Origin of the sequence: Chromohalobacter marismortui (assembly GCF_004364315.1) — a bacterium.
GTDB classification, from domain to species: Bacteria; Pseudomonadota; Gammaproteobacteria; order Pseudomonadales; family Halomonadaceae; genus Chromohalobacter; species Chromohalobacter marismortui.
Genome location: NZ_SOBR01000003.1, coordinates 357,715 through 375,812 on the forward strand (window position 1 = coordinate 357,715; position 18,098 = coordinate 375,812).

16 protein-coding genes are annotated in these 18,098 nt (G+C 61.3%); 6 read left to right on the forward strand and 10 right to left on the reverse strand.

The genetic code is table 11. From position 1 onward, the window contains the following. The first annotated feature begins 281 nt into the window (after nucleotides 1–281). The 5 genes from pilB to yacG all read left to right on the forward strand — a co-directional run bounded on the left by pilB (nucleotide 282) and on the right by yacG (nucleotide 5,086). Nucleotides 282–2,024 (forward strand): type IV-A pilus assembly ATPase PilB, encoded by a 1,743-nt coding sequence (pilB, locus tag C8E00_RS08255; RefSeq protein ID WP_133696769.1) that lies wholly within the window; start codon nucleotides 282–284, stop codon nucleotides 2,022–2,024. A 32-nt stretch (nucleotides 2,025–2,056) separates the two neighbouring features. Next, on the forward strand, nucleotides 2,057–3,289 hold the full coding sequence (locus C8E00_RS08260) for a type II secretion system F family protein (RefSeq protein ID WP_133696772.1): 1,233 nt from the start codon (nucleotides 2,057–2,059) through the stop codon (nucleotides 3,287–3,289). Between the two features lie 70 nt (nucleotides 3,290–3,359). Next, complete coding sequence (locus tag C8E00_RS08265; RefSeq protein WP_424948542.1) at nucleotides 3,360–4,202, forward strand: prepilin peptidase; 843 nt, start codon at nucleotides 3,360–3,362, stop codon at nucleotides 4,200–4,202. Nucleotides 4,203–4,212: 10 nt separating this feature from the next. Then, a complete protein-coding gene (coaE, locus tag C8E00_RS08270; RefSeq protein ID WP_133696774.1) occupies nucleotides 4,213–4,851 on the forward strand; it encodes a dephospho-CoA kinase in 639 nt (212 codons plus the stop codon). A 1-nt stretch (nucleotide 4,852) separates the two neighbouring features. Then, nucleotides 4,853–5,086 (forward strand): DNA gyrase inhibitor YacG, encoded by a 234-nt coding sequence (gene yacG / locus C8E00_RS08275; RefSeq protein WP_133696777.1) that lies wholly within the window; start codon nucleotides 4,853–4,855, stop codon nucleotides 5,084–5,086. Between the two features lie 73 nt (nucleotides 5,087–5,159). On the opposite strand, the gene C8E00_RS08280 is transcribed toward yacG, so the two are convergent. The 4 genes from C8E00_RS08280 to C8E00_RS08295 form a co-directional block, all read right to left on the reverse strand. Next, entirely contained in the window at nucleotides 5,160–6,104 is a 945-nt protein-coding gene (locus C8E00_RS08280) for a Nudix family hydrolase (protein ID WP_133696780.1), read from the reverse strand. Between the two features lie 106 nt (nucleotides 6,105–6,210). Beyond that, the gene (argJ, locus tag C8E00_RS08285) at nucleotides 6,211–7,419 is read right to left on the reverse strand and encodes a bifunctional glutamate N-acetyltransferase/amino-acid acetyltransferase ArgJ (RefSeq protein WP_133696782.1); all 1,209 of its coding nucleotides are present in this window, start codon (nucleotides 7,417–7,419) and stop codon (nucleotides 6,211–6,213) included. A gap of 33 nt (nucleotides 7,420–7,452) precedes the next feature. Next, nucleotides 7,453–10,188 carry a preprotein translocase subunit SecA gene (secA, locus tag C8E00_RS08290; RefSeq protein WP_133696784.1) on the reverse strand — a complete coding sequence of 912 codons (2,736 nt, stop codon included), beginning with the start codon at nucleotides 10,186–10,188 and terminating at the stop codon, nucleotides 7,453–7,455. Between the two features lie 73 nt (nucleotides 10,189–10,261). Further along, nucleotides 10,262–10,639, reverse strand: a complete 378-nt coding sequence (locus tag C8E00_RS08295) for a hypothetical protein (protein WP_133696787.1) — start codon at nucleotides 10,637–10,639, stop codon at nucleotides 10,262–10,264. A gap of 104 nt (nucleotides 10,640–10,743) precedes the next feature. Here C8E00_RS08295 and C8E00_RS08300 point away from each other — a divergent pair, with 104 nt between their 5' ends. After that, nucleotides 10,744–11,169 carry a DUF721 domain-containing protein gene (locus C8E00_RS08300; protein ID WP_243833136.1) on the forward strand — a complete coding sequence of 142 codons (426 nt, stop codon included), beginning with the start codon at nucleotides 10,744–10,746 and terminating at the stop codon, nucleotides 11,167–11,169. Nucleotides 11,170–11,255: 86 nt separating this feature from the next. On the opposite strand, the gene lpxC is transcribed toward C8E00_RS08300, so the two are convergent. From lpxC to murC, 6 genes are all read right to left on the reverse strand, one after another. Beyond that, nucleotides 11,256–12,167 carry a UDP-3-O-acyl-N-acetylglucosamine deacetylase gene (lpxC, locus tag C8E00_RS08305; protein WP_133696791.1) on the reverse strand — a complete coding sequence of 304 codons (912 nt, stop codon included), beginning with the start codon at nucleotides 12,165–12,167 and terminating at the stop codon, nucleotides 11,256–11,258. A 117-nt stretch (nucleotides 12,168–12,284) separates the two neighbouring features. Continuing rightward, nucleotides 12,285–13,469 carry a cell division protein FtsZ gene (gene ftsZ / locus C8E00_RS08310; protein WP_133696794.1) on the reverse strand — a complete coding sequence of 395 codons (1,185 nt, stop codon included), beginning with the start codon at nucleotides 13,467–13,469 and terminating at the stop codon, nucleotides 12,285–12,287. 38 nt (nucleotides 13,470–13,507) lie between these two features. Beyond that, the gene (gene ftsA, locus C8E00_RS08315; RefSeq protein ID WP_133696797.1) at nucleotides 13,508–14,779 is read right to left on the reverse strand and encodes a cell division protein FtsA; all 1,272 of its coding nucleotides are present in this window, start codon (nucleotides 14,777–14,779) and stop codon (nucleotides 13,508–13,510) included. A gap of 203 nt (nucleotides 14,780–14,982) precedes the next feature. Further along, nucleotides 14,983–15,705: a cell division protein FtsQ/DivIB gene (locus C8E00_RS08320; RefSeq protein ID WP_133696800.1), complete on the reverse strand. Its 723-nt coding sequence runs from the start codon at nucleotides 15,703–15,705 to the stop codon at nucleotides 14,983–14,985. A 7-nt stretch (nucleotides 15,706–15,712) separates the two neighbouring features. Next, nucleotides 15,713–16,657 (reverse strand): D-alanine--D-alanine ligase, encoded by a 945-nt coding sequence (locus C8E00_RS08325; protein WP_133696802.1) that lies wholly within the window; start codon nucleotides 16,655–16,657, stop codon nucleotides 15,713–15,715. Further along, nucleotides 16,654–18,066 (reverse strand): UDP-N-acetylmuramate--L-alanine ligase, encoded by a 1,413-nt coding sequence (gene murC, locus C8E00_RS08330; RefSeq protein WP_243833147.1) that lies wholly within the window; start codon nucleotides 18,064–18,066, stop codon nucleotides 16,654–16,656. Before murC ends, C8E00_RS08325 begins: the two co-directional genes overlap by 4 nt. Between the last annotated feature and the right edge of the window lie 32 nt (nucleotides 18,067–18,098).

Consider the following 18,098-nt stretch of genomic DNA (forward strand, 5'->3'; position numbering starts at 1 on the left):
ATGGATGATAACGCGTTGCGGGCACTCCAGCGAGGCGTGGATCACCTGCCGGCTCTCGGCCAGGCAGCCATCTAGGATGTTACGTTAAATTACACTTCCCATGCTGGCAAGATGATCGAGGTTAAAGTTTACTGAAAACCCGCCGATCCTATACCCATATGCTTATTGACGAGATAGCTCATGCCAAGGGTCTCCAAAGCGGGCATGCATGGGGTAGGATGCAAGAAGTCATGGGGTAGAGGCCGCCCCGCCTGGTCACTCCTTTTGGTGTCGGAACGCCTATGCATTCGTCTTCATCGTCGTCTCCCCCCACATCCGGCGCACCTTTTTTGACCGGGCTCGCCGCTCGTTTGGTCACGGAAGGCCTGATCGAGACGTCCCAGGCGCAGCAGGCTCTGGAAACCGTGCGCGACACGCATCAGTCGCTGCTCGAGCATGTCATCGAGCAGGGCTGGGTCTCGGCGCGCGAGGCCACCCAAAGCGCCGCGTGGGAATATGGCCTGCCCTTCGTCGACCTGGAGGCCGTCAGCCACGAGCGCCTGCCCATCGGCGAGGGGGTGTCCGATACCCTGATCCGCCGCCTCGGGATCTTGCCGCTGGCGCGTGGCGAGCGCCACATCAGCGTGGCGATTCCCTACCCCTCGACGCTGGCCCAGCTCGATGAACTGCAGTTCACCACCGGACTCACCGCCGAAGGCGTGCTGGTGGCCAGCGATCAGTTGAAGCCGGCCATCGAACGTTATCTGACGCACCGCGAGACCCACGGCATGCTCGAAGCCCTCGACGATGCCAGCGAAGCGCTCGAGACGCTGGATCTCGATGATGTCGATCCTCTCGACGACGGGCTCGACACCGATGACGACGACGCCCCGGTGGTCCGCTTCGTGCACAAGATGATGCTCGATGCCGCACGCCGCGGTGCCTCGGATATCCACTTCGAGCCTTATGAGTCGGCCTTCCGCATCCGCTTTCGTATCGATGGCATCCTGGTCGAGGTCGCACGGCCGCCGTACAATCTGCGTGCGCGTCTGTCGGCACGTCTCAAGGTGATGTCGCGTCTGGATATCTCCGAGCGCCGCTTACCGCAAGATGGCGCCATCAAACTGCGTGTCTCGGCCTCGCGCACCATCGACTTCCGTGTCAGCACGCTGCCCACGGTGCACGGCGAGAAAATCGTCCTGCGCTTGCTGGACGCCGGCGCCACTCGCCTGGGCATCGATGCCCTGGGCTTCACGGAAGAGCAGAAGGCGCTCTTCGAGCATGCCCTGGCGCAGCCACAGGGGATGATACTCGCCACCGGGCCCACCGGCAGCGGCAAGACCGTGACCCTGTATACCGGGCTCAATATTCTCAATACCGATGCGCGCAACATCGCCACCGCCGAGGATCCCGTCGAGCTCAAGCTGGACGGCATCAACCAGGTCAATGTACAGCCCAAGATCGGGCTGGATTTCGCCAGCGCACTGCGCGCCTTCCTGCGCCAGGATCCCGATGTGGTGATGGTCGGCGAGGTCCGCGACCTGGAGACCGCGGAGATCTCCGTCAAGGCCGCGCAGACCGGCCACCTGGTGCTCTCGACGCTGCACACCAACTCGGCGGCGGAAACCCTGACACGGCTACGCAATATGGGGGTGGCGGCCTACAACATTGCCAGTTCGGTGACCCTGATCGTCGCCCAGCGCCTGGTACGTCACTTGTGTCCCCACTGCAAGTCACCCGTCGAGCTGCCTCGGGAACTCTTCCTCGATGCAGGCTTCACGGCAGAAGAAGTCGAGACCGCGACCTGCTATCGCGCCACGGGCTGCACGCAATGCACCCACGGCTACAAAGGACGCGTCGGTCTCTATGAGGTACTCCCCGTCAGCGAAGCCATGAGCAAACTGATCATGGCCGACGGCAATTCATTGGAACTCGGCGAACTGGCCCGTCAAGAAGGCCATCCCGATCTTCGGCGCAGCGGGCTGAGCAAAGTACTCGCAGGCATTACCAGCCTCGAGGAAATCAACCGCGTAGTGCTCGAATGAGCGACCAGGGCAAGTGACATGAGGGTAACGACATGGCGGTAGCGACACGCAGCAAGACGCCTCGGCGCGTCGTCCTGCACCGCTGGCGGTGGAAGGGCAAGAACGCCCGCGGTGAAAGCATTCAAGGCGAACTGGTCGCTGCGGATGAAATGGGCGTGCGTCAAGAGCTAGGACGCCAGAGCATCCTCGTCAAGCGCATCCAGCGCGTGCGCAGCCCCTTCGGCATCGGTCGCATACGCCCCCAGGACATCACCCTGTTCGCGCGCCAGATGGCAACCATGATCCGTGCCGGCATCCCCTTGCTGCAAGCCTTCAGCGTGGTGTCGGAAAGCCTCAAGCGTCCCGCCATGCATCACCTCATCGAGACGCTGATGAATGAAGTCTCGGCCGGTGCCAGCTTCTCCGAAGCATTGGCGCAACATCCCCAACACTTCGACCGCATGTTCGTCAACATGGTCGAAGCCGGTGAGCAATCCGGGTCACTGGAGCGCATGCTCGAACGTGTCGCCAGCTACAAGGAAAAGATCGACTCGCTGCGAGCCCGCGTGCGCAAGGCGCTTTATTATCCCGCCGCCGTGGTGCTGGTGGGCATGGGGGTAACGGCCCTGCTGCTGATCAAGGTCGTACCGCAATTCGAGAGCCTGTTTCGCGGCTTCGGCGCCGACCTCCCCGCTTTTACGCAATTGACCATCTCTCTCTCGGAGTGGGTCCAGGCGTATTGGCTACACTTGCTGGGCGCCTTGATCGCATCCGGCCTGCTGGTCCGCCTCGGCATACGCCGCTCGCCGCGCTTCGCCTATCGCGTCGATGGGCTGATGCTGCGCCTGCCGGTGATCGGCGATATCCTCGACAAGTCGTCGGTGGCACGTTTCTCGCGGACCCTGGCGACGACCTTCAGTGCCGGCGTTCCGCTGGTCGAATCCCTGCATACCGCCGCGGGATCGACCGGTAACCGTGTCTACCAGCACGCCATCGAGGAAGTGCGTGAACACGTCGCCAGTGGCCAGCAACTCAACTTCGCGATGCGTGCCACCGGACGCTTCCCCAACCTGGCCGTGCAGATGATCGGCGTAGGCGAAGAATCCGGCGCGCTGGACGCCATGCTCAACAAGGTGGCAGATTTCTACGAGGAGGATGTCGACACCAAGGTCGACGCCCTGACATCGTTGCTCGAACCCTTCATCATCGTGGTGTTGGGTGTGCTGGTCGGCGGCCTCGTGGTGTCGATGTACCTGCCAATCTTCGAAATGGGCTCGGCCATCTAGGACGCTATCGCGTTTACCAATTTATCCGCCCCCGGCCTTCGCCGGGGGCGTTCGTTGCAGGAGTGACACGTTGCTCGCCGATATCCCTTTACCGTGGCTGGCCGCAATGGCATTCGTTCTCGGTACCTTGCTGGGCAGTTTTCTCAATGTCGTCATCGTGCGTCTGCCGGTGATGCTGATGCAGCAATGGCGCCAGGAAGCACGCGATGCACTGGCGCTTCCGGAGGAAGAGGTGGCGCGCTACAACCTGTGCACGCCGCGTTCGCAATGTCCGAGCTGTCGCCAGCCTATCGCCTGGCACGACAACCTGCCCCTCATCGGGTGGTTCAAACGTCGTGGTCGCTGCGCGCATTGCCAGGCGCGCATCAGCGTGCAATATCCGCTCATCGAACTGATGGCGGGCCTCTTGGTGGCGAGCGTCATCATCGTACAGGGCGCCACCTGGGCGGCGCTGGCCTGGAGCGGGCTGTGCCTGGCACTGCTGGTACTGGCGGTCATCGATCTGCGCACCCAGTTGCTCCCCGATATCATCACCTTGCCCTTGCTGTGGGCGGGCCTGCTCTATCAGCTCCTCTTTCAGCCCTACATGCTCGGGAACGCCGTGGTCGGTGCCATGGCCGGCTACGTGCTGCTGTGGAGCTTCTACTGGCTGTTCAAATGGCTGACCAGGAAGGAAGGCATGGGCTATGGTGATTTCAAGCTGCTGGCAGCGCTGGGCGCCTGGCTCGGCTGGACGATGCTGCCGTTATTACTGATGCTTTCCGCCGGGCTGGGCGCCATCATCGGCATACTGCTACAGTTCTCGCTGCCGCGCCTGCGGGGCATGCCGCTGCCGTTCGGCCCCTTTCTCGCCCTCGCCGGCTGGATCACGATACTCTTGGGTACACCATTACGCGCCTGGACCGGCTTATGAGCACTGTGCAATGACATCCACCGCCGCCATCATCGGTGTAACCGGCGGTATCGCGTCGGGCAAGTCCACCGTCGCCGACATGTTTGCCGAACGGGGCATTCCCTGGGTCGATGCCGACCTCGTGGCACGCGATATCGTCGCCCCGGGCGAGCCCGCACTTGACGCTATCGTCGCACGTTACGGCAAGGCGGTGCTCGACGCGCACGGCGAGTTGCATCGCCGTGCCTTGCGCGACATCGTGTTCGCCGATGACGACGAGCGCCAATGGCTGGAAAGCATCACGCATCCACGCATCCGCCAGCGCTTGTGCGAGCGTCTCGAGGCGTTACGTGAGGGCGACGCCCCTTATGCGCTACTCGTCTCACCGCTGCTGTTCGAGACGGACCAAGTGTCGTTGGTCGACCGTCGTCTGGTCATCGATGTTCCCGAAACGCTTCAAGTGGCGCGCACCCAAGCACGCGATGACGTGAGCGAAGCCCAGGCCCATGCTATCCTCGCCGCCCAGATGCCCCGCCAAGAGCGGTTGGCCCTTGCCGACGACATCATCGAAAATCATGGTGACATGACCGCACTGAAGGCGCAGGTCGCCTTGCTCGATGCGCGTTACCGGCAATTATTCGATGGCACCCATCAGGAGCACTCGCCTTAGCATGACGGAGACATCCCAAGACCGCCCCCTTGAAGTCGCTTGCCCCCAGTGTCGCACCAAGGTCGCCTGGACAACCGACAACCCGTATCGCCCCTTCTGCTCGAAGCGCTGTCGCTTGCTCGATCTTGGCGCCTGGGCCGATGAATCCCACCGTATCGCGGGAGAGCCTGCCATGGACGAGGCCGACCTCGACCGCCTGATCGATGACCTGGAACGCGGCGAACCGCGTCAATGACGCATTACACACCAACGGCCCGCCAAGAAGGCGAGCCGTCGATACGCGGCGCATGAAAAGTGCGTCGAGCGCGTTATTTCCAGAGGTCGCGAATCGTTGCGATCCCTTGGGCCCCCACTGCTCGAGCCTGATCGACATCGCCCCGCGTTACTCCGCCCAGGGCATAAACCGGCATGGCCGCCGTCTCCACCAGTTGCTGGAAATCGTGCCAGCCGACCGGGGCGGTGTCAGGATGGCTAGGCGTCACGCGTACCGGTGAAAAGGTCACGAAATCGCAGCCAATCTCAGCAGCCTGTTCAAGCTGTTGAGGATCGTGCGTCGAGGCCCCCAGCCATTTGTCATGCGCAATGGGGCGATGCTTGAGCGCCATCAGGGAACGACTGGGTAGATGGATGCCATCGGCCTCGATATCGTCGAGCAGTGCGGGGTCGCCATTGAGGATCAAGCGTGCCTGGTAACGCCGACAGAGCGCCAGGGCTTGTTCGGCACGCTGCAGGTAGGCGTTGTCATCCAGCGTCTTGGCACGCAGTTGTACCAGCCGCACATGATCGTCGCGCAGTGCTCGCTCGAGCTTGCCGAGAAAAACCGTGTCATCGGATTCCTCATCACTGATCAGATACTCGTGCGGCAGACACACCGCACGCAAGATCGGATGGTTGGCTTCCGGGAACGGATAATTATGCAGCTCATGCTGCGGTACCCAGCGCACCGCCTGGCCTTCGCGCCCATAGGGCTCACCCTGGAATTCATGCACCTGCCAGACATCGAGTAAAATGCGCTTGTCGGCATATTCATGGTGAACGCGAATGAGCGGCTGCGCGCGCAGAATATCCACGCCCAGTTCCTCGCGTAGTTCACGCTTGAGCGCTTCAAAACCGGTTTCGTAGGGTGCCAGCTTGCCCCCTGGGAATTCCCATAGGCCGCCCTGATCGACGATCGAAGGACGGCGTGCCAGCAGCACGTGGCCATCCTCACGAATAATGGCAGCCGCCGCTACGTGTACCCTTCTTTTCACCATGTTGGTCATTTCACCTTGACTGACTGTTCATGATCCGCGGGCCCAAGAGGGCCCGCTTATCGCTGCTGCCATCCGCACTCGACGAGCCGTGCTTCACGACTCGCCTTCAACTACGGTAGTCGGCATTGATGGAGACATAGTCGTGCGACAGATCCGACGTCCAGACCGTCGCCGCCACGTCGCCGCGCCCAAGCCGGATACGAATCGTGATCTCGGACTCGGCCATGACCGCGCTGCCCGCGGCCTCGGTGTACGACGCCGCACGGCCGCCGGATTCCACGAGCGCGACATCACCGAGATCGATGGCGACACGTGACACATCCAGATCGGGTATCGGCGCGCGTCCGACCGCCGCCAAGATGCGCCCCCAATTGGCATCACTGGCATAGAGCGCGGTTTTCACCAATGGCGAATGCGCTACGGTGAACGCCACATCCAAGGCTTCCTGCCGCGCCTTTGCCCCTTCGACCTTGAGCGTCACGAACTTGGTCGCGCCCTCGGCATCACGAATGATGGCCTGCGCCAATTCTACCAGTACCTCGGTCAACGCCGCAGCAAAGCGCGCCTCATGTTCGTCGCTATCGATGCGCGCGCCGCGCCCGGTGGCAGCCAATGTACAAGCATCATTGGTGGAGGTATCCGAATCCACGGTAATGCAGTTGAAGGAGTCATCGACGGCACGCCGCAATAATCGCTGCAGGCGCGCGTTGTCGATGGCGGCATCGGTGAAGACGAAACTCAGCATGGTGGCCATATCGGGCTTGATCATGCCCGAGCCTTTGGCGATCCCGTTGATCGTCACCGGTTGACCGCCGATCTCGATACGCCTGGTAGCGCCCTTGGTCCGCGTATCCGTGGTCAGAATACCCTCGGCCGCCGTCTGCCAGCCATCCGACGCTAACGCGGCAAGCGCCTCCGGCAAGGCATCGCAGAGCCGTTTTACCGGCAGGGGCTCGCCGATCACTCCGGTCGAAAATGGCAAGACGGACTGCGCGGCGACACCCGCCAGCTCGCCTAACGCCTGGCAACTCTGCTCGGCATCGCGCATGCCCTGCTCACCCGTACCGGCGTTGGCGTTACCGGTATTGACCAGCAGGTAACGCGGTCTGTCCGCCTCGAGATGACGTCGTGCCACATGAACCGGCGCCGCGCAAAACGCATTGCGCGTGAACGTCGCTGCCAACGCCGTCGACGCGGGCAACTCGATGACCACCAGATCGCGGCGCCCCGATGCCTTGATACTCGCCATCGCAGTCCCCAGGCGAATGCCTTCGATGGCCGGCATCGCCGGAAAACGTGCTTCCCCCACCGCCATGTCGTCTCTCCTCACGCCACGTTCACCACGGCCTCAGCTCAATTTGCCGTGGCAATGCTTGTATTTCTTGCCTGAGCCACAAGGGCACGGATCGTTGCGCCCCACTTTGGGGCCTTCGCGACGTACCGGCTGACCGTCGTCTCCCTCCGCGGGTGCTTCTTCGCCTTCGGCCACTGACTCGGCCGAGGCCACGGCATCATCGTGGACCGGCTGACTGACCGCTCGCTCGCGCTCCAGTGTGGCGCGCCGCTCATGCTCGAGCTCATCGACTTCTTCCTGGCGCCGAACCTGCACATGACTCAGGATGCGAACGACATCGTGCTTGATGTTGCCCAATAGCGCCTGGAAGAGCTCGAAGGCTTCACGCTTGTATTCCTGCTTGGGATTCTTCTGTGCGTATCCACGTAGATGGATACCGCGACGCAGGTGGTCCATGTGTTGCAGGTGTTCCTTCCAGCGCGTGTCGAGCACCTGCAGCATGACCTGCTTTTCGAAACGCCGCATCAGCTCCGGACCGACCGCTTCCGTCTTGCTGGCGAAGAGTCCCCGGTGCTGATCGTGCAGGCGTTCACGCAGCAATTCTTCATGGAAGTGTTCGTCCTCTTCCGCCCATTGCACGACCGGCACATCGAGGTTGAACTCTTGCTTGAGGTAATCCTGTAGCCCCGGCAGGTCCCATTGCTCGGCCAAGCTCTGTGGCGGCACGTAACTGCTGATGGCCTCGGACAAGACCTGCTCGCGGATCTCCGCGATATTCGAGGAGAGATCATCGGTGGCGAGCACCTCATCGCGCTGCTGATAGACGACGCGCCGCTGATCGTTGGAGACATCGTCGTATTCCAGCAACTGCTTGCGGATATCGAAGTTGCGACCTTCCACCTTTTTCTGGGCACGCTCGACGGCGTTGGAAACCATCTTGTGTTCGATCGCCTCACCGTGTTCCAGCCCCAAGGCGCTCATCAGCCGCTGCACGCGGTCGGAGCCGAACAAGCGCATGAGATTGTCTTCCAGCGAAAGGAAGAAACGCGTCGAGCCGGGATCGCCCTGACGGCCGGAACGCCCACGCAACTGATTGTCGATGCGCCGTGATTCGTGGCGCTCGGAACCGATCACATGAAGCCCGCCCGCGGCGAGCACGGCATCGTGACGTTCCTGCCATGCCGCCTTGAGTTCCGCGACTTGCTCGTCGGTGGGATTATCGAGGGCTGCCGCTTCGGCCTCCCAGTTCCCGCCCAGCACGATATCGGTACCGCGCCCGGCCATGTTGGTGGCGATGGTCACGGCCCCCGGACGCCCGGCCTGGGAGATGATCTCGGCCTCACTCTGGTGCTGCTTGGCATTGAGCACGTTGTGCGGTATCTGATAGTGCTGCATCAGCTTGGCGAGATACTCGGAGGTTTCGATCGATGCCGTCCCCACCAGCACGGGCCGGCCGGCCTCGCGTTGCGTCTTGACGTCGTCGATGATGGCTTCGAATTTTTCCTCGCCGCTCATGTAGACCAAGTCATTATGGTCCACACGCACCAACGGGCGGTTGGTGGGAATCACCATGACGTCCAGCCCATAGATCTGACGGAACTCGAAGGCCTCGGTGTCGGCGGTCCCTGTCATCCCCGCCAATTTCTCGTAGAGACGGAAGTAGTTCTGGAACGTGGTGGAAGCCAGCGTCTGGCTCTCTTTCTGTATCGTGACCCCTTCCTTGGCCTCGACGGCCTGATGCAACCCTTCCGACCAACGACGCCCCGGCATGCTGCGTCCGGTATGCTCGTCGACGATCACCACTTCGCCATCGTTGACGATGTAATCGACATCGCGGTGGTAGAGGTGGCGCGCGCGTAATGCCGAATGCACGTGTTGCAAGAGCCCCAGGTTCTGGGCCGAGTACAGCGAGTCGTCCTGCCCCAGCATGTCAGCGTCACGCAGCAAGCCTTCCAGCTTCTGGTGACCGGCTTCCGTGAGCTCCACCTGTTTTTGCTTCTCATCGAGGGTGAAGTCCCCGCTGGTGGGATCCTCTTCGTCGCTGCACTCCTCGAGCCCCTGAGAAAGCTGATTGATACGCCGATAGAGCTCGACGTTCTCTTCGACCGGGCCGGAAATGATCAACGGCGTACGCGCTTCGTCGATGAGAATCGAGTCGACCTCATCGATGATCGCGTAATGCAAGGCACGCTGGACTTTGTCATCCAGCGAAAACGCCATGTTGTCGCGCAGATAGTCGAAGCCGAATTCGTTGTTGGTACCGTAGGTAATATCGCATGCATAGGCTTCGCGCTTCTCGGACGATGGCTGGCCGGAGAAGATCGTCCCTACGCTCAGGTCGAGAAACTCATAGAGAGGGCGCATCCATTCGGCATCGCGACTCGCCAAGTAGTCGTTGACCGTCACCACGTGCACGCCCTTGCCGGTCAAGGCATTGAGGTAGACCGCCAGGGTGCCGACCAGGGTCTTGCCCTCGCCGGTCTTCATCTCGGCGATGCGCCCTTCGTGCAGCGTCATCCCGCCGACCATCTGCACGTCGAAGTGGCGCATTCCCATCACGCGCTTACTCGCCTCGCGCACTACGGCAAAGGCATCGGGAAGGAGTTTGTCGAGGGATTCGCCCGCCTCCAGGCGCTGGCGAAATTCGCCGGTCTTGGCCGTCAGCGCAGCATCGTCGAGGGCTTCGAACGTCGGCTCCAGCGCGTTGATGGCCTCGGTGGCCTTGCGCATGCGTTTGACTTCGCGGTCGTTCTTCGAGCCGACCAGCTTGCGTACGATCGTATTGAGCATGTGAGTTCCTGAGTTCCAAAAGTGCCGAAAACGTCATGACGATCACCGCTCTGACGCGGTGTCGATGTCGATATCAGGCGATTTTCCGCCCAACATCAGAAAACCAGGCACTCTTTGGAGGGCCGCGACGCGAGACGGCATCCAATCCGACGCTCAAGACATGACAACAACGCTGCGGCAAGCGCCACAGGCGCGATGATGACGGCCGACGTCGGGCACTCGCCAATAGCCGCGTGCGTCGTGCCACTCGACGCGACTGGGCGCGGATGGCTTCCGGCGCCATCAGGCAGATCTGCGTCAAGCGCTCGGCGATGCGCAACGCATCGGCGCTCACCAACCCCGCCGGCAATAAACACCCTACCAACAGGCCGGCAAGCCAGCATTGCGCACGGTGACGTGCGCGAACACGGCGACGTGGCCACGTTGAGCTGTGGTGCGTGGTGCTGCTCATGCTATCGACGAGCTCCGGCTCATGGTAGATTGCGCAGACATTCTGCTTTCCTTCGCGCGGGCAAGCCCATGAGTATAAAGGCTAAGCGTTTCCGAGCCCAGTCCATGCATCACCTTATCGACGGTTCCGGAGAACTGGGATCGGTGGTACGCATGGCCAAACTGCTGGAACACGCCCAACAGCACCTGCGTGCCGAGCTTCCCACCGAAGTCGCCGAACACGTCTATGTCGGCGGCTATCGAGACGGCGCCTTGACCCTGATTACCGATGGGGCCGTCTGGCTGACGTGGCTTCGTTACGAGCGACAGCGATTGCTGATGTTGCTGCGCCAGCTGCCCGAGTTCAACGCCGTGCTCTCGCTCAACTTCAAGGTTCGCCCCGTGCGTCCACTCAAGGCCCCGGTTCATCAGGCGCGCACGCTGTCCCCGGACGCCGCGCACCATCTCATGGTATGCGCCGACGATACCACGGATCCGAAGCTGAAAAAGGCATTGGCGCGCCTGGCGTCGCATGCCCCCGGGGATGCCTAGAGACTGTCTGACAGCGGTCCCCATGAAAAACGCCGACCTGAGCGGTCGGCGTCAATAAAAGCTTGGTCTTACTCTTGGCCTGACGATCAGGCCAGCGCGGGTGCCGCGTACGAGATGGGCGCCGCCTGAGTTTCGTCTTCGAAAGTCACGATCTCCCAGGCATCCTGCTGAGCCATCAAGGCACGGCATAGCTTGTTGTTCAAGCCATGGCCGGATTTGACGCCGCGAAACTCACCGATGAGGCTGTGTCCCAGTTGATACAAATCGCCAATGGCATCGAGCACCTTGTGCTTGACGAACTCATCCTCGTAACGCAGTCCGCCTTCGTTCACGATGCGATAATCATCGACGACGATGGCGTTGTCCAGGCTCCCGCCGAGCGCCAGGTTCTGGGCACGCAAGAATTCCAGGTCACGCATGAAGCCAAAGGTACGGGCGCGCGACACTTCCTTGACGAAAGAAGTGGTCGAAAAATCGACACTCGCGGTCTGTTTCTGATGCGCGAAGACCGGATGATCGAAGTCGATGGCGAACGCCACCTTGAAGCCATTGTGCGGTAGAAAGCGCGCTTCCTTGTCTTCTTCTGCCACCACGATCTCGCGTTTGATGCGAATGAACTTCTTGGGGGCGCCCTGCTCGGCGATACCGGCCGACTGAATCAGGAACACGAAAGGACCGGCACTGCCATCCATGATGGGCACTTCCGGCGCACTGAGCTCGACGAAGACATTGTCGATTCCCAAGCCGGCAAATGCCGACATCAAGTGTTCAACCGTCGCCACCTTGACGCCATCACGCGAAAGTGCCGTACACAGCGTGGTGTCGGTCACATGTTCGGCATTGGCGGCAATCTGCACTACGGGATCGAGATCGGTACGCACGAAGACGATGCCAGTATTGACCGGCGCGGGGCGCAGTGTCAGGTATACTTTTTCACCTGAATGCAAGCCCACACCAGTGGCACGGATGGTATTCTTTAATGTACGTTGTCTAATCATGGGCGTAAGCCAAGCTTGGAAATCGTTATGAAACGGCGTTCACTATAACACCGAACAAGCGTTTCAACAAAAAAATGTCGCCTGGCCACGCCTATGCGCCCAGCATATGTCGCTCGATCAATCGGCCTGACGACGCAAGAACGCCGGAATATCCAGGTAATCATCGAGCTCTTGCGACTTGCGCCGCGACTCCTGCCGAGACTTCGCCGACTCGTCCTGCTCCTTGGCCGCCTGCTGACGCATGACGGTGGGCTGCTGAAGCTTGCGATAATCGGGCGATTCGGCGCTGCGTGCCGCCGCGACCGTTTCACGCTGTGGGGTAGCGACTGCCGCCTTGTCCTTGAGCCCCTCGAGCCCTGCCGCCACGACGGTGACGCGCAACTCGTCGGACAACTCCATGTCGATGGACGTCCCCACCACGATCGTCGCGTCCTGAGACGCGAACTCCTGCACGGTGGCCCCGACATCGTTGAACTCCCCGATGGAAAGGTCCGGCCCCGCCGTGATGTTGACCAGGATACCGCGCGCGCCGTGCAAGTCGATGTCTTCCAGCAAGGGGCTGCGAATAGCCTTCTCCGCCGCTTCGCGCGCGCGATTCTCGCCAGTGGCCGCGCCGGTGCCCATCATCGCCATGCCCATCTCGGACATCACCGTGCGCACATCGGCAAAGTCGACGTTGATGATCCCCGGGCTGGTGATCAGCTCGGCGATACCCTGCACCGCACCGAGCAATACGTCGTTGGCGGCACTGAACGCAGACAACAGGCTGGCATTCTTGCCGAGTACCGCGAGCAGCTTTTCGTTGGGGATGGTGATCAACGAATCGACATACTCGGAGAGCGCTTCCATGCCTTCCTCGGCAGCTCGCATCCGCTTGGGCCCCTCGAAGGGGAACGGACGCGTCACCACCGCCACGGTCAGGATGCCCAACTCCTTGGCGACCTGTGCCACGATCGGTGCACCGCCGGTGCCGGTTCCCCCGCCCATGCCGGCGGTAATGAAGACCATGTCGGCGCCTTGCAGCAATTCCGCGATCCGCTCGCGGTCTTCCATCGCCGCTTGACGACCAACATCGGGACTGGCACCAGCGCCTAGCCCCTTGGTGATCTCGCTGCCGAGCTGAAGAACGGTCTTGGCGGCAACACGTTTGAGTGCCTGAGCGTCGGTATTGGCACAGATGAATTCGACGCCCTCGATATTGCTCTCGACCATGTGGTTGACGGCATTGCCACCGCCGCCACCGACGCCAATCACCTTGATAACCGCGCTGCTAGAAGGTGCGTTATCTACCAGTTCGAACATAAGCCCCGTCTCCTGTGACCGCTACCAGTGCGGCCCTCTCAGAAATTTCCTTTAAACCAACTTTTGATCCTTTCCAACCCCGAGCGCTCCTGCCTTTGTCCACGTCGGGTATGAGCCTCTTCTCTACGGGGCTGAGCCGACACGACGGCATTACGTTTGGCATCATTCATACCGTAGAGTAGCAAACCCACTCCCGTCGAATAAATCGGGTTGCGCACGACATCGACGAGACCGCGAACGTTGTGTGGATAAGCAATGCGCACGGGCATGTGAAAGATTTCTTCAGCCAGCTCGACGACACCCTCCATACGCGACGTACCGCCGGTGAGTACCACACCGGCCGCCACGAGATCTTCGTAGCCGCTACGCCGCAATTCTTCGCGCACCAATGTGAACAATTCCTCGTAACGAGGTTCGACCACCTCGGCCAACGCCTGACGAGAAAGATCTCGCGCCGGTCTGTCCCCCACGCTGGGAACTTTGATCATTTCATCGCTGCTTGCCAGCTGGGTCAGTGCACAGGCGTATTTGACCTTGATGTCTTCCGCATACTGTGTCGGCGTGCGCAAGGCCATGGCGATATCATTGGTCACCTGATCGCCCGCGATGGGGATCACCGCCGTATGGCGTATGGCCCCTTCGGTAAATACGGCGATATCGGTGGTCCCGCCACCAATATCGACCATGCAAACGCCCAACTCGCGTTCGTCTTCCGTCAATACCGCGTAACTCGACGCCAATTGCTCCAGAATGATGTCATCGACTTCCAAACCGCAGCGACGTACGCATTTTTCGATGTTTTGCACGGCATTCAAGGCAGCCGTGACCAGGTGAACGCGTGCCTCGAGTCGGACACCGGACATCCCCAAGGGTTCGCGGATACCCTCCTGGTTATCGATGGCAAACTCCTGGGGCAATACGTGAAGGATACGCTGCCCTTCGGAAATGGCTCGCGCCCGGGCCGAGTCGATGACGCGGTCGATATCCGAAGGAGTGACTTCGCGCTCCTTGATGGCCACGACACCGTCGGAATTCATCGAGCTGATGTGACTACCGGCAACGCCAACATACACCGAGTGAATATCGCAACCCGCCATCAACTCCGCTTCCTCGACGGCGCGCTGTATCGACTGCACGGTCGACTCGATATTGATGACGACCCCTTTTTTCATGCCGCGCGAGGGGTGCGAACCAATGCCTGCGATCTCGATGCTTCCATCATCGGACGGCTGACCAACGATAGCGACTACCTTGGACGTTCCGATATCCAGCCCAACCACCATGTTGGAAGCATTGGATTGTCCTGCCATAGGTCGGGGTCACTCCTCGAACTGCACTGGGTTTAAAAGCCATTGAGACACAAAAAAACGTGTTGAGCCAATTATAGGAACAGGAAACTTAAAGTCACCACCCAACAGGTTAAAACGGCCTCAGAATACGGTGATTTTTGCAAAAAGGGAAACCCGAGTCGCCCGGATTTCGTGGCCTGGCGCCGAAAAAGGCAATTGTGACGTTACTCAATCGCCTCGGTTTCGGTTTCTCCATGCCAGGCCACCGCAACCCCATTGGGATAGCGTAAATCAATGTAGCGGATTTGCGACGCCTGCGCTCCCAACTGGCGTTGCCAGGCCGCGGTAAAACGCGCCAGGCGAGACGCTAGGTCGGCGCGTCCCAGCATCACCCAGACACTATCATTGACCTGGAAACGCCACGCCCCACGATCCTCCAACCGCAACTGCGTGACTTTTAAATCCAGCACGTCCAAGCGGCGACGCAGCGAGTCGAGATACGCCAACACCTCAGGCCCGCTCCCCTTGGGCCCTGCCAGATCCGGCAAGGACTTATCCAAATCCTCGACCGGGCCTGGCGAGAAAGGCTCACCCTGCGTATTGAGAAGCTTGTCATCGTTCCAGTGCGCCACCGGCACTTGTTCGAAAAGCTCGAAGCGCAAGGCATTGGGCCACTCACGCGAGACTTTCACTTCCGAGAGCCAGTCGATTTCGCGCGCCTCATCGCGCACCTGATCGAGATCGATGGATAGCCACGTCTCACCGCTGACCAAGGGGGCCAGATTGTGCTGCAAATAGGCCGCCGAGACATAGTGCAGATCGCCGCCGATGGAAACCCGTTCTATGGGCCGGTCGAGCCAGATCCACAACGTACGCCCGCCAGCACCGAGCAAAACAACGAACAGAATCAAACCTAGCAAGGCACCGCGCAAACCGGCCTCCTTCATTGCCGCATCACTCGTCGCTCGTGGTGTCGAGAATCCGCAACACCAAGGCATCGAAGTCGAGCCCGGCATGCGCCGCTGCTTGCGGAACCAGGCTGTGGTCGGTCATGCCCGGCACCGTGTTGACTTCAAGCAACCAGAAGCGGCCTTGCGCATCGCGCATCACATCCACACGCCCCCAGCCCCGGCCGCCGATCACCTCGAATGCACGGCGGCATAGCTCGCCCAGCGCCCGCTCATCGGCGGCCTCGAGACCACATGGCAAGAGATAGCGCGTGGTGTCGGAATGATACTTGGCCTGGTAATCGTAAAAGCCGCTGGGCACCTCGACACGAATCGCCGGCAACACCTCGTCGCCGAGCAGCGACACGGTATACTCCTCGCCCTGCACGAACCTTTCGGCCATGATGGCATTGTCGAAACGCGCCGCCTCGGTATGGGCGGCGATCAACGCATCCCGCGTATCGACGATGCTGATCCCGATGGTCGAGCCTTCATGCACCGGCTTGACGATCATGGGCAGTCCGAGGGTCGCGATGACCGCATCCCAATCCACCGCACCTTCCAGCATGACGCTCTCCGGCGTGGGCAGGCCGTGGGCACGCCAGAACTGCTTGGTCCGCTCCTTGTCCATGCCCAGCGCCGAAGCCAGCACGCCGCTGCCCGTATAGGGAATGTCCAGCAACTCCAGGGCGCCTTGCAGGGAGCCGTCCTCACCGTCGCGGCCATGCATGGCGATGAAGACATATTCCGGTGCAAGCGCCTCGAGGCCGCTCAACCCACCGCCGGCGAAATCGAACCCACGCGCGTCGACGCCACTGCGCTTGAGCGATGCCAGAATCGCACGCCCACTGAGCAGCGACACTTCACGCTCTGCAGAACGCCCCCCGTAAACCACGACGACGCGCCCCCGATGCGGGCGCTTCGCGCGCGTGCGCGTCACGCTGTCATTCATAGTTCCATTCCATCCAGATGTAACCGGCAGCCGGCCAGACGCAACGAGATACCACCGATGTCGCCAGCCCCTTGGGTGATCAGGATGTCGTCGGGACGCAGCACGTGCGACAACAGCGTCGGCAGTTCCTGCTTGCTTTCGACGAACAAGGGATCGACCTGACCGCGTTGACGTATCGAACCGGCCAGTGTCCGGCCTTCCGCGCCTGGGATGGGAGCCTCCCCGGCGCTATAGACGTCCAGTAGCAACAACGTATCCACACCCGAGAGAACGCGTACGAAATCCTCATACAAGTCTCGGGTGCGTGAATAGCGATGCGGCTGGTAGAGCATGACCAAACGACGCTCCGGCCACCCGGCACGCACCGCGTCGATGACCATCTCCACCTCACGCGGATGGTGACCGTAATCATCGACCAGCATGACGTCGCCTTCGGCGGCCGGCGCCGGGAAATGTCCATGTACCTGGAAGCGCCGCCCCACGCCGGCAAAGTTGGCGAGTCCGCGCTGAATGGCGGCGTCCTCGACGCCCGCGTCACTGGCGACGGCAATCGCCGCCAGTGCATTGAGAGCGTTATGCCGGCCAGGCATGCCCAACTCGATCTCGAGCGGCGCCATGCCCGGCGGACGCTCGGCAGTGAAGTGCACCACGCCACCGCGCTGGACGAAATTGCACAACCGGTAATCGGCGTCCTCGGCAAACCCGTAGGTCACGAACTGGCGCTGAATGCGCGGAATCAGGCCACGCACGTTGTCATCGTCGAGACACAGCACCGCCAGCCCGTAGAACGGCAGGTTATGCAAGAACTCCAGGAAGGTGTCCTTGAGCCTGGAAAAGTCCCCTGCGTAGGTTGCCATGTGATCGGCGTCGATATTGGTGACGATCGACACCATCGGCTGCAAGTGCAGAAAAGACGCATCCGACTCGTCGGCCTCGGCCACCAGGTAATCACCCTCTCCCAGACGTGCGTTGGCCCCGGCACTGGTCAGCTTGCCGCCGATCACGAAGGTCGGGTCGAGCCCACCTTCGCCGAGCAGCGTCGAGGTCAGGCTGGTGGTCGTGGTCTTGCCATGCGTGCCCGCCACGGCGATGCCATGGCGAAAGCGCATCAGCTCGGCAAGCATTTCCGCACGCCGCACCACGGGAATGCGGTGCTCACGCGCCCAGCGGATCTCCGGGTTCTCGGTGTCGACGGCCGTGGAGACGACCAGGACATCGGCCCCCTGGGCGTGCTCATCGACGTGCCCGATGCACACGCGAATGCCGCAGTCGCGAAGATGCCGCGTGACCGGCGACTCACGCAGGTCGCTGCCGCTGACCGTATAGCCTTGGTTGGCCAGCACTTCCGCGATCCCGCACATACCGGCACCGCCGATGCCCACGAAATGAATATTATGAATGCGGCGCATGCCCAACCCGGTACGACTCGGGCGGGTTGCGC

Bases quoted from the DNA above. Each gene is read 5' to 3' on its own strand.
- coaE (WP_133696774.1), top strand. From the start codon at position 4,213: ATGACATCCACCGCCGCCATCATCGGTGTAACCGGCGGTATCGCGTCG.
- ftsZ (WP_133696794.1), bottom strand. From the start codon at position 13,469: ATGTTCGAACTGGTAGATAACGCACCTTCTAGCAGCGCGGTTATCAAG.
- C8E00_RS08300 (WP_243833136.1), top strand. From the start codon at position 10,744: ATGCATCACCTTATCGACGGTTCCGGAGAACTGGGATCGGTGGTACGC.
- lpxC (WP_133696791.1), bottom strand. From the start codon at position 12,167: ATGATTAGACAACGTACATTAAAGAATACCATCCGTGCCACTGGTGTG.
- ftsA (WP_133696797.1), bottom strand. From the start codon at position 14,779: ATGGCAGGACAATCCAATGCTTCCAACATGGTGGTTGGGCTGGATATC.
- C8E00_RS08260 (WP_133696772.1), top strand. From the start codon at position 2,057: ATGGCGGTAGCGACACGCAGCAAGACGCCTCGGCGCGTCGTCCTGCAC.
- C8E00_RS08280 (WP_133696780.1), bottom strand. From the start codon at position 6,104: ATGGTGAAAAGAAGGGTACACGTAGCGGCGGCTGCCATTATTCGTGAG.
- pilB (WP_133696769.1), top strand. From the start codon at position 282: ATGCATTCGTCTTCATCGTCGTCTCCCCCCACATCCGGCGCACCTTTT.
- C8E00_RS08295 (WP_133696787.1), bottom strand. From the start codon at position 10,639: ATGAGCAGCACCACGCACCACAGCTCAACGTGGCCACGTCGCCGTGTT.
- secA (WP_133696784.1), bottom strand. From the start codon at position 10,188: ATGCTCAATACGATCGTACGCAAGCTGGTCGGCTCGAAGAACGACCGC.
- argJ (WP_133696782.1), bottom strand. From the start codon at position 7,419: ATGGCGGTGGGGGAAGCACGTTTTCCGGCGATGCCGGCCATCGAAGGC.
- C8E00_RS08320 (WP_133696800.1), bottom strand. From the start codon at position 15,705: ATGAAGGAGGCCGGTTTGCGCGGTGCCTTGCTAGGTTTGATTCTGTTC.
- yacG (WP_133696777.1), top strand. From the start codon at position 4,853: ATGACGGAGACATCCCAAGACCGCCCCCTTGAAGTCGCTTGCCCCCAG.
- murC (WP_243833147.1), bottom strand. From the start codon at position 18,066: ATGCGCCGCATTCATAATATTCATTTCGTGGGCATCGGCGGTGCCGGT.
- C8E00_RS08325 (WP_133696802.1), bottom strand. From the start codon at position 16,657: ATGAATGACAGCGTGACGCGCACGCGCGCGAAGCGCCCGCATCGGGGG.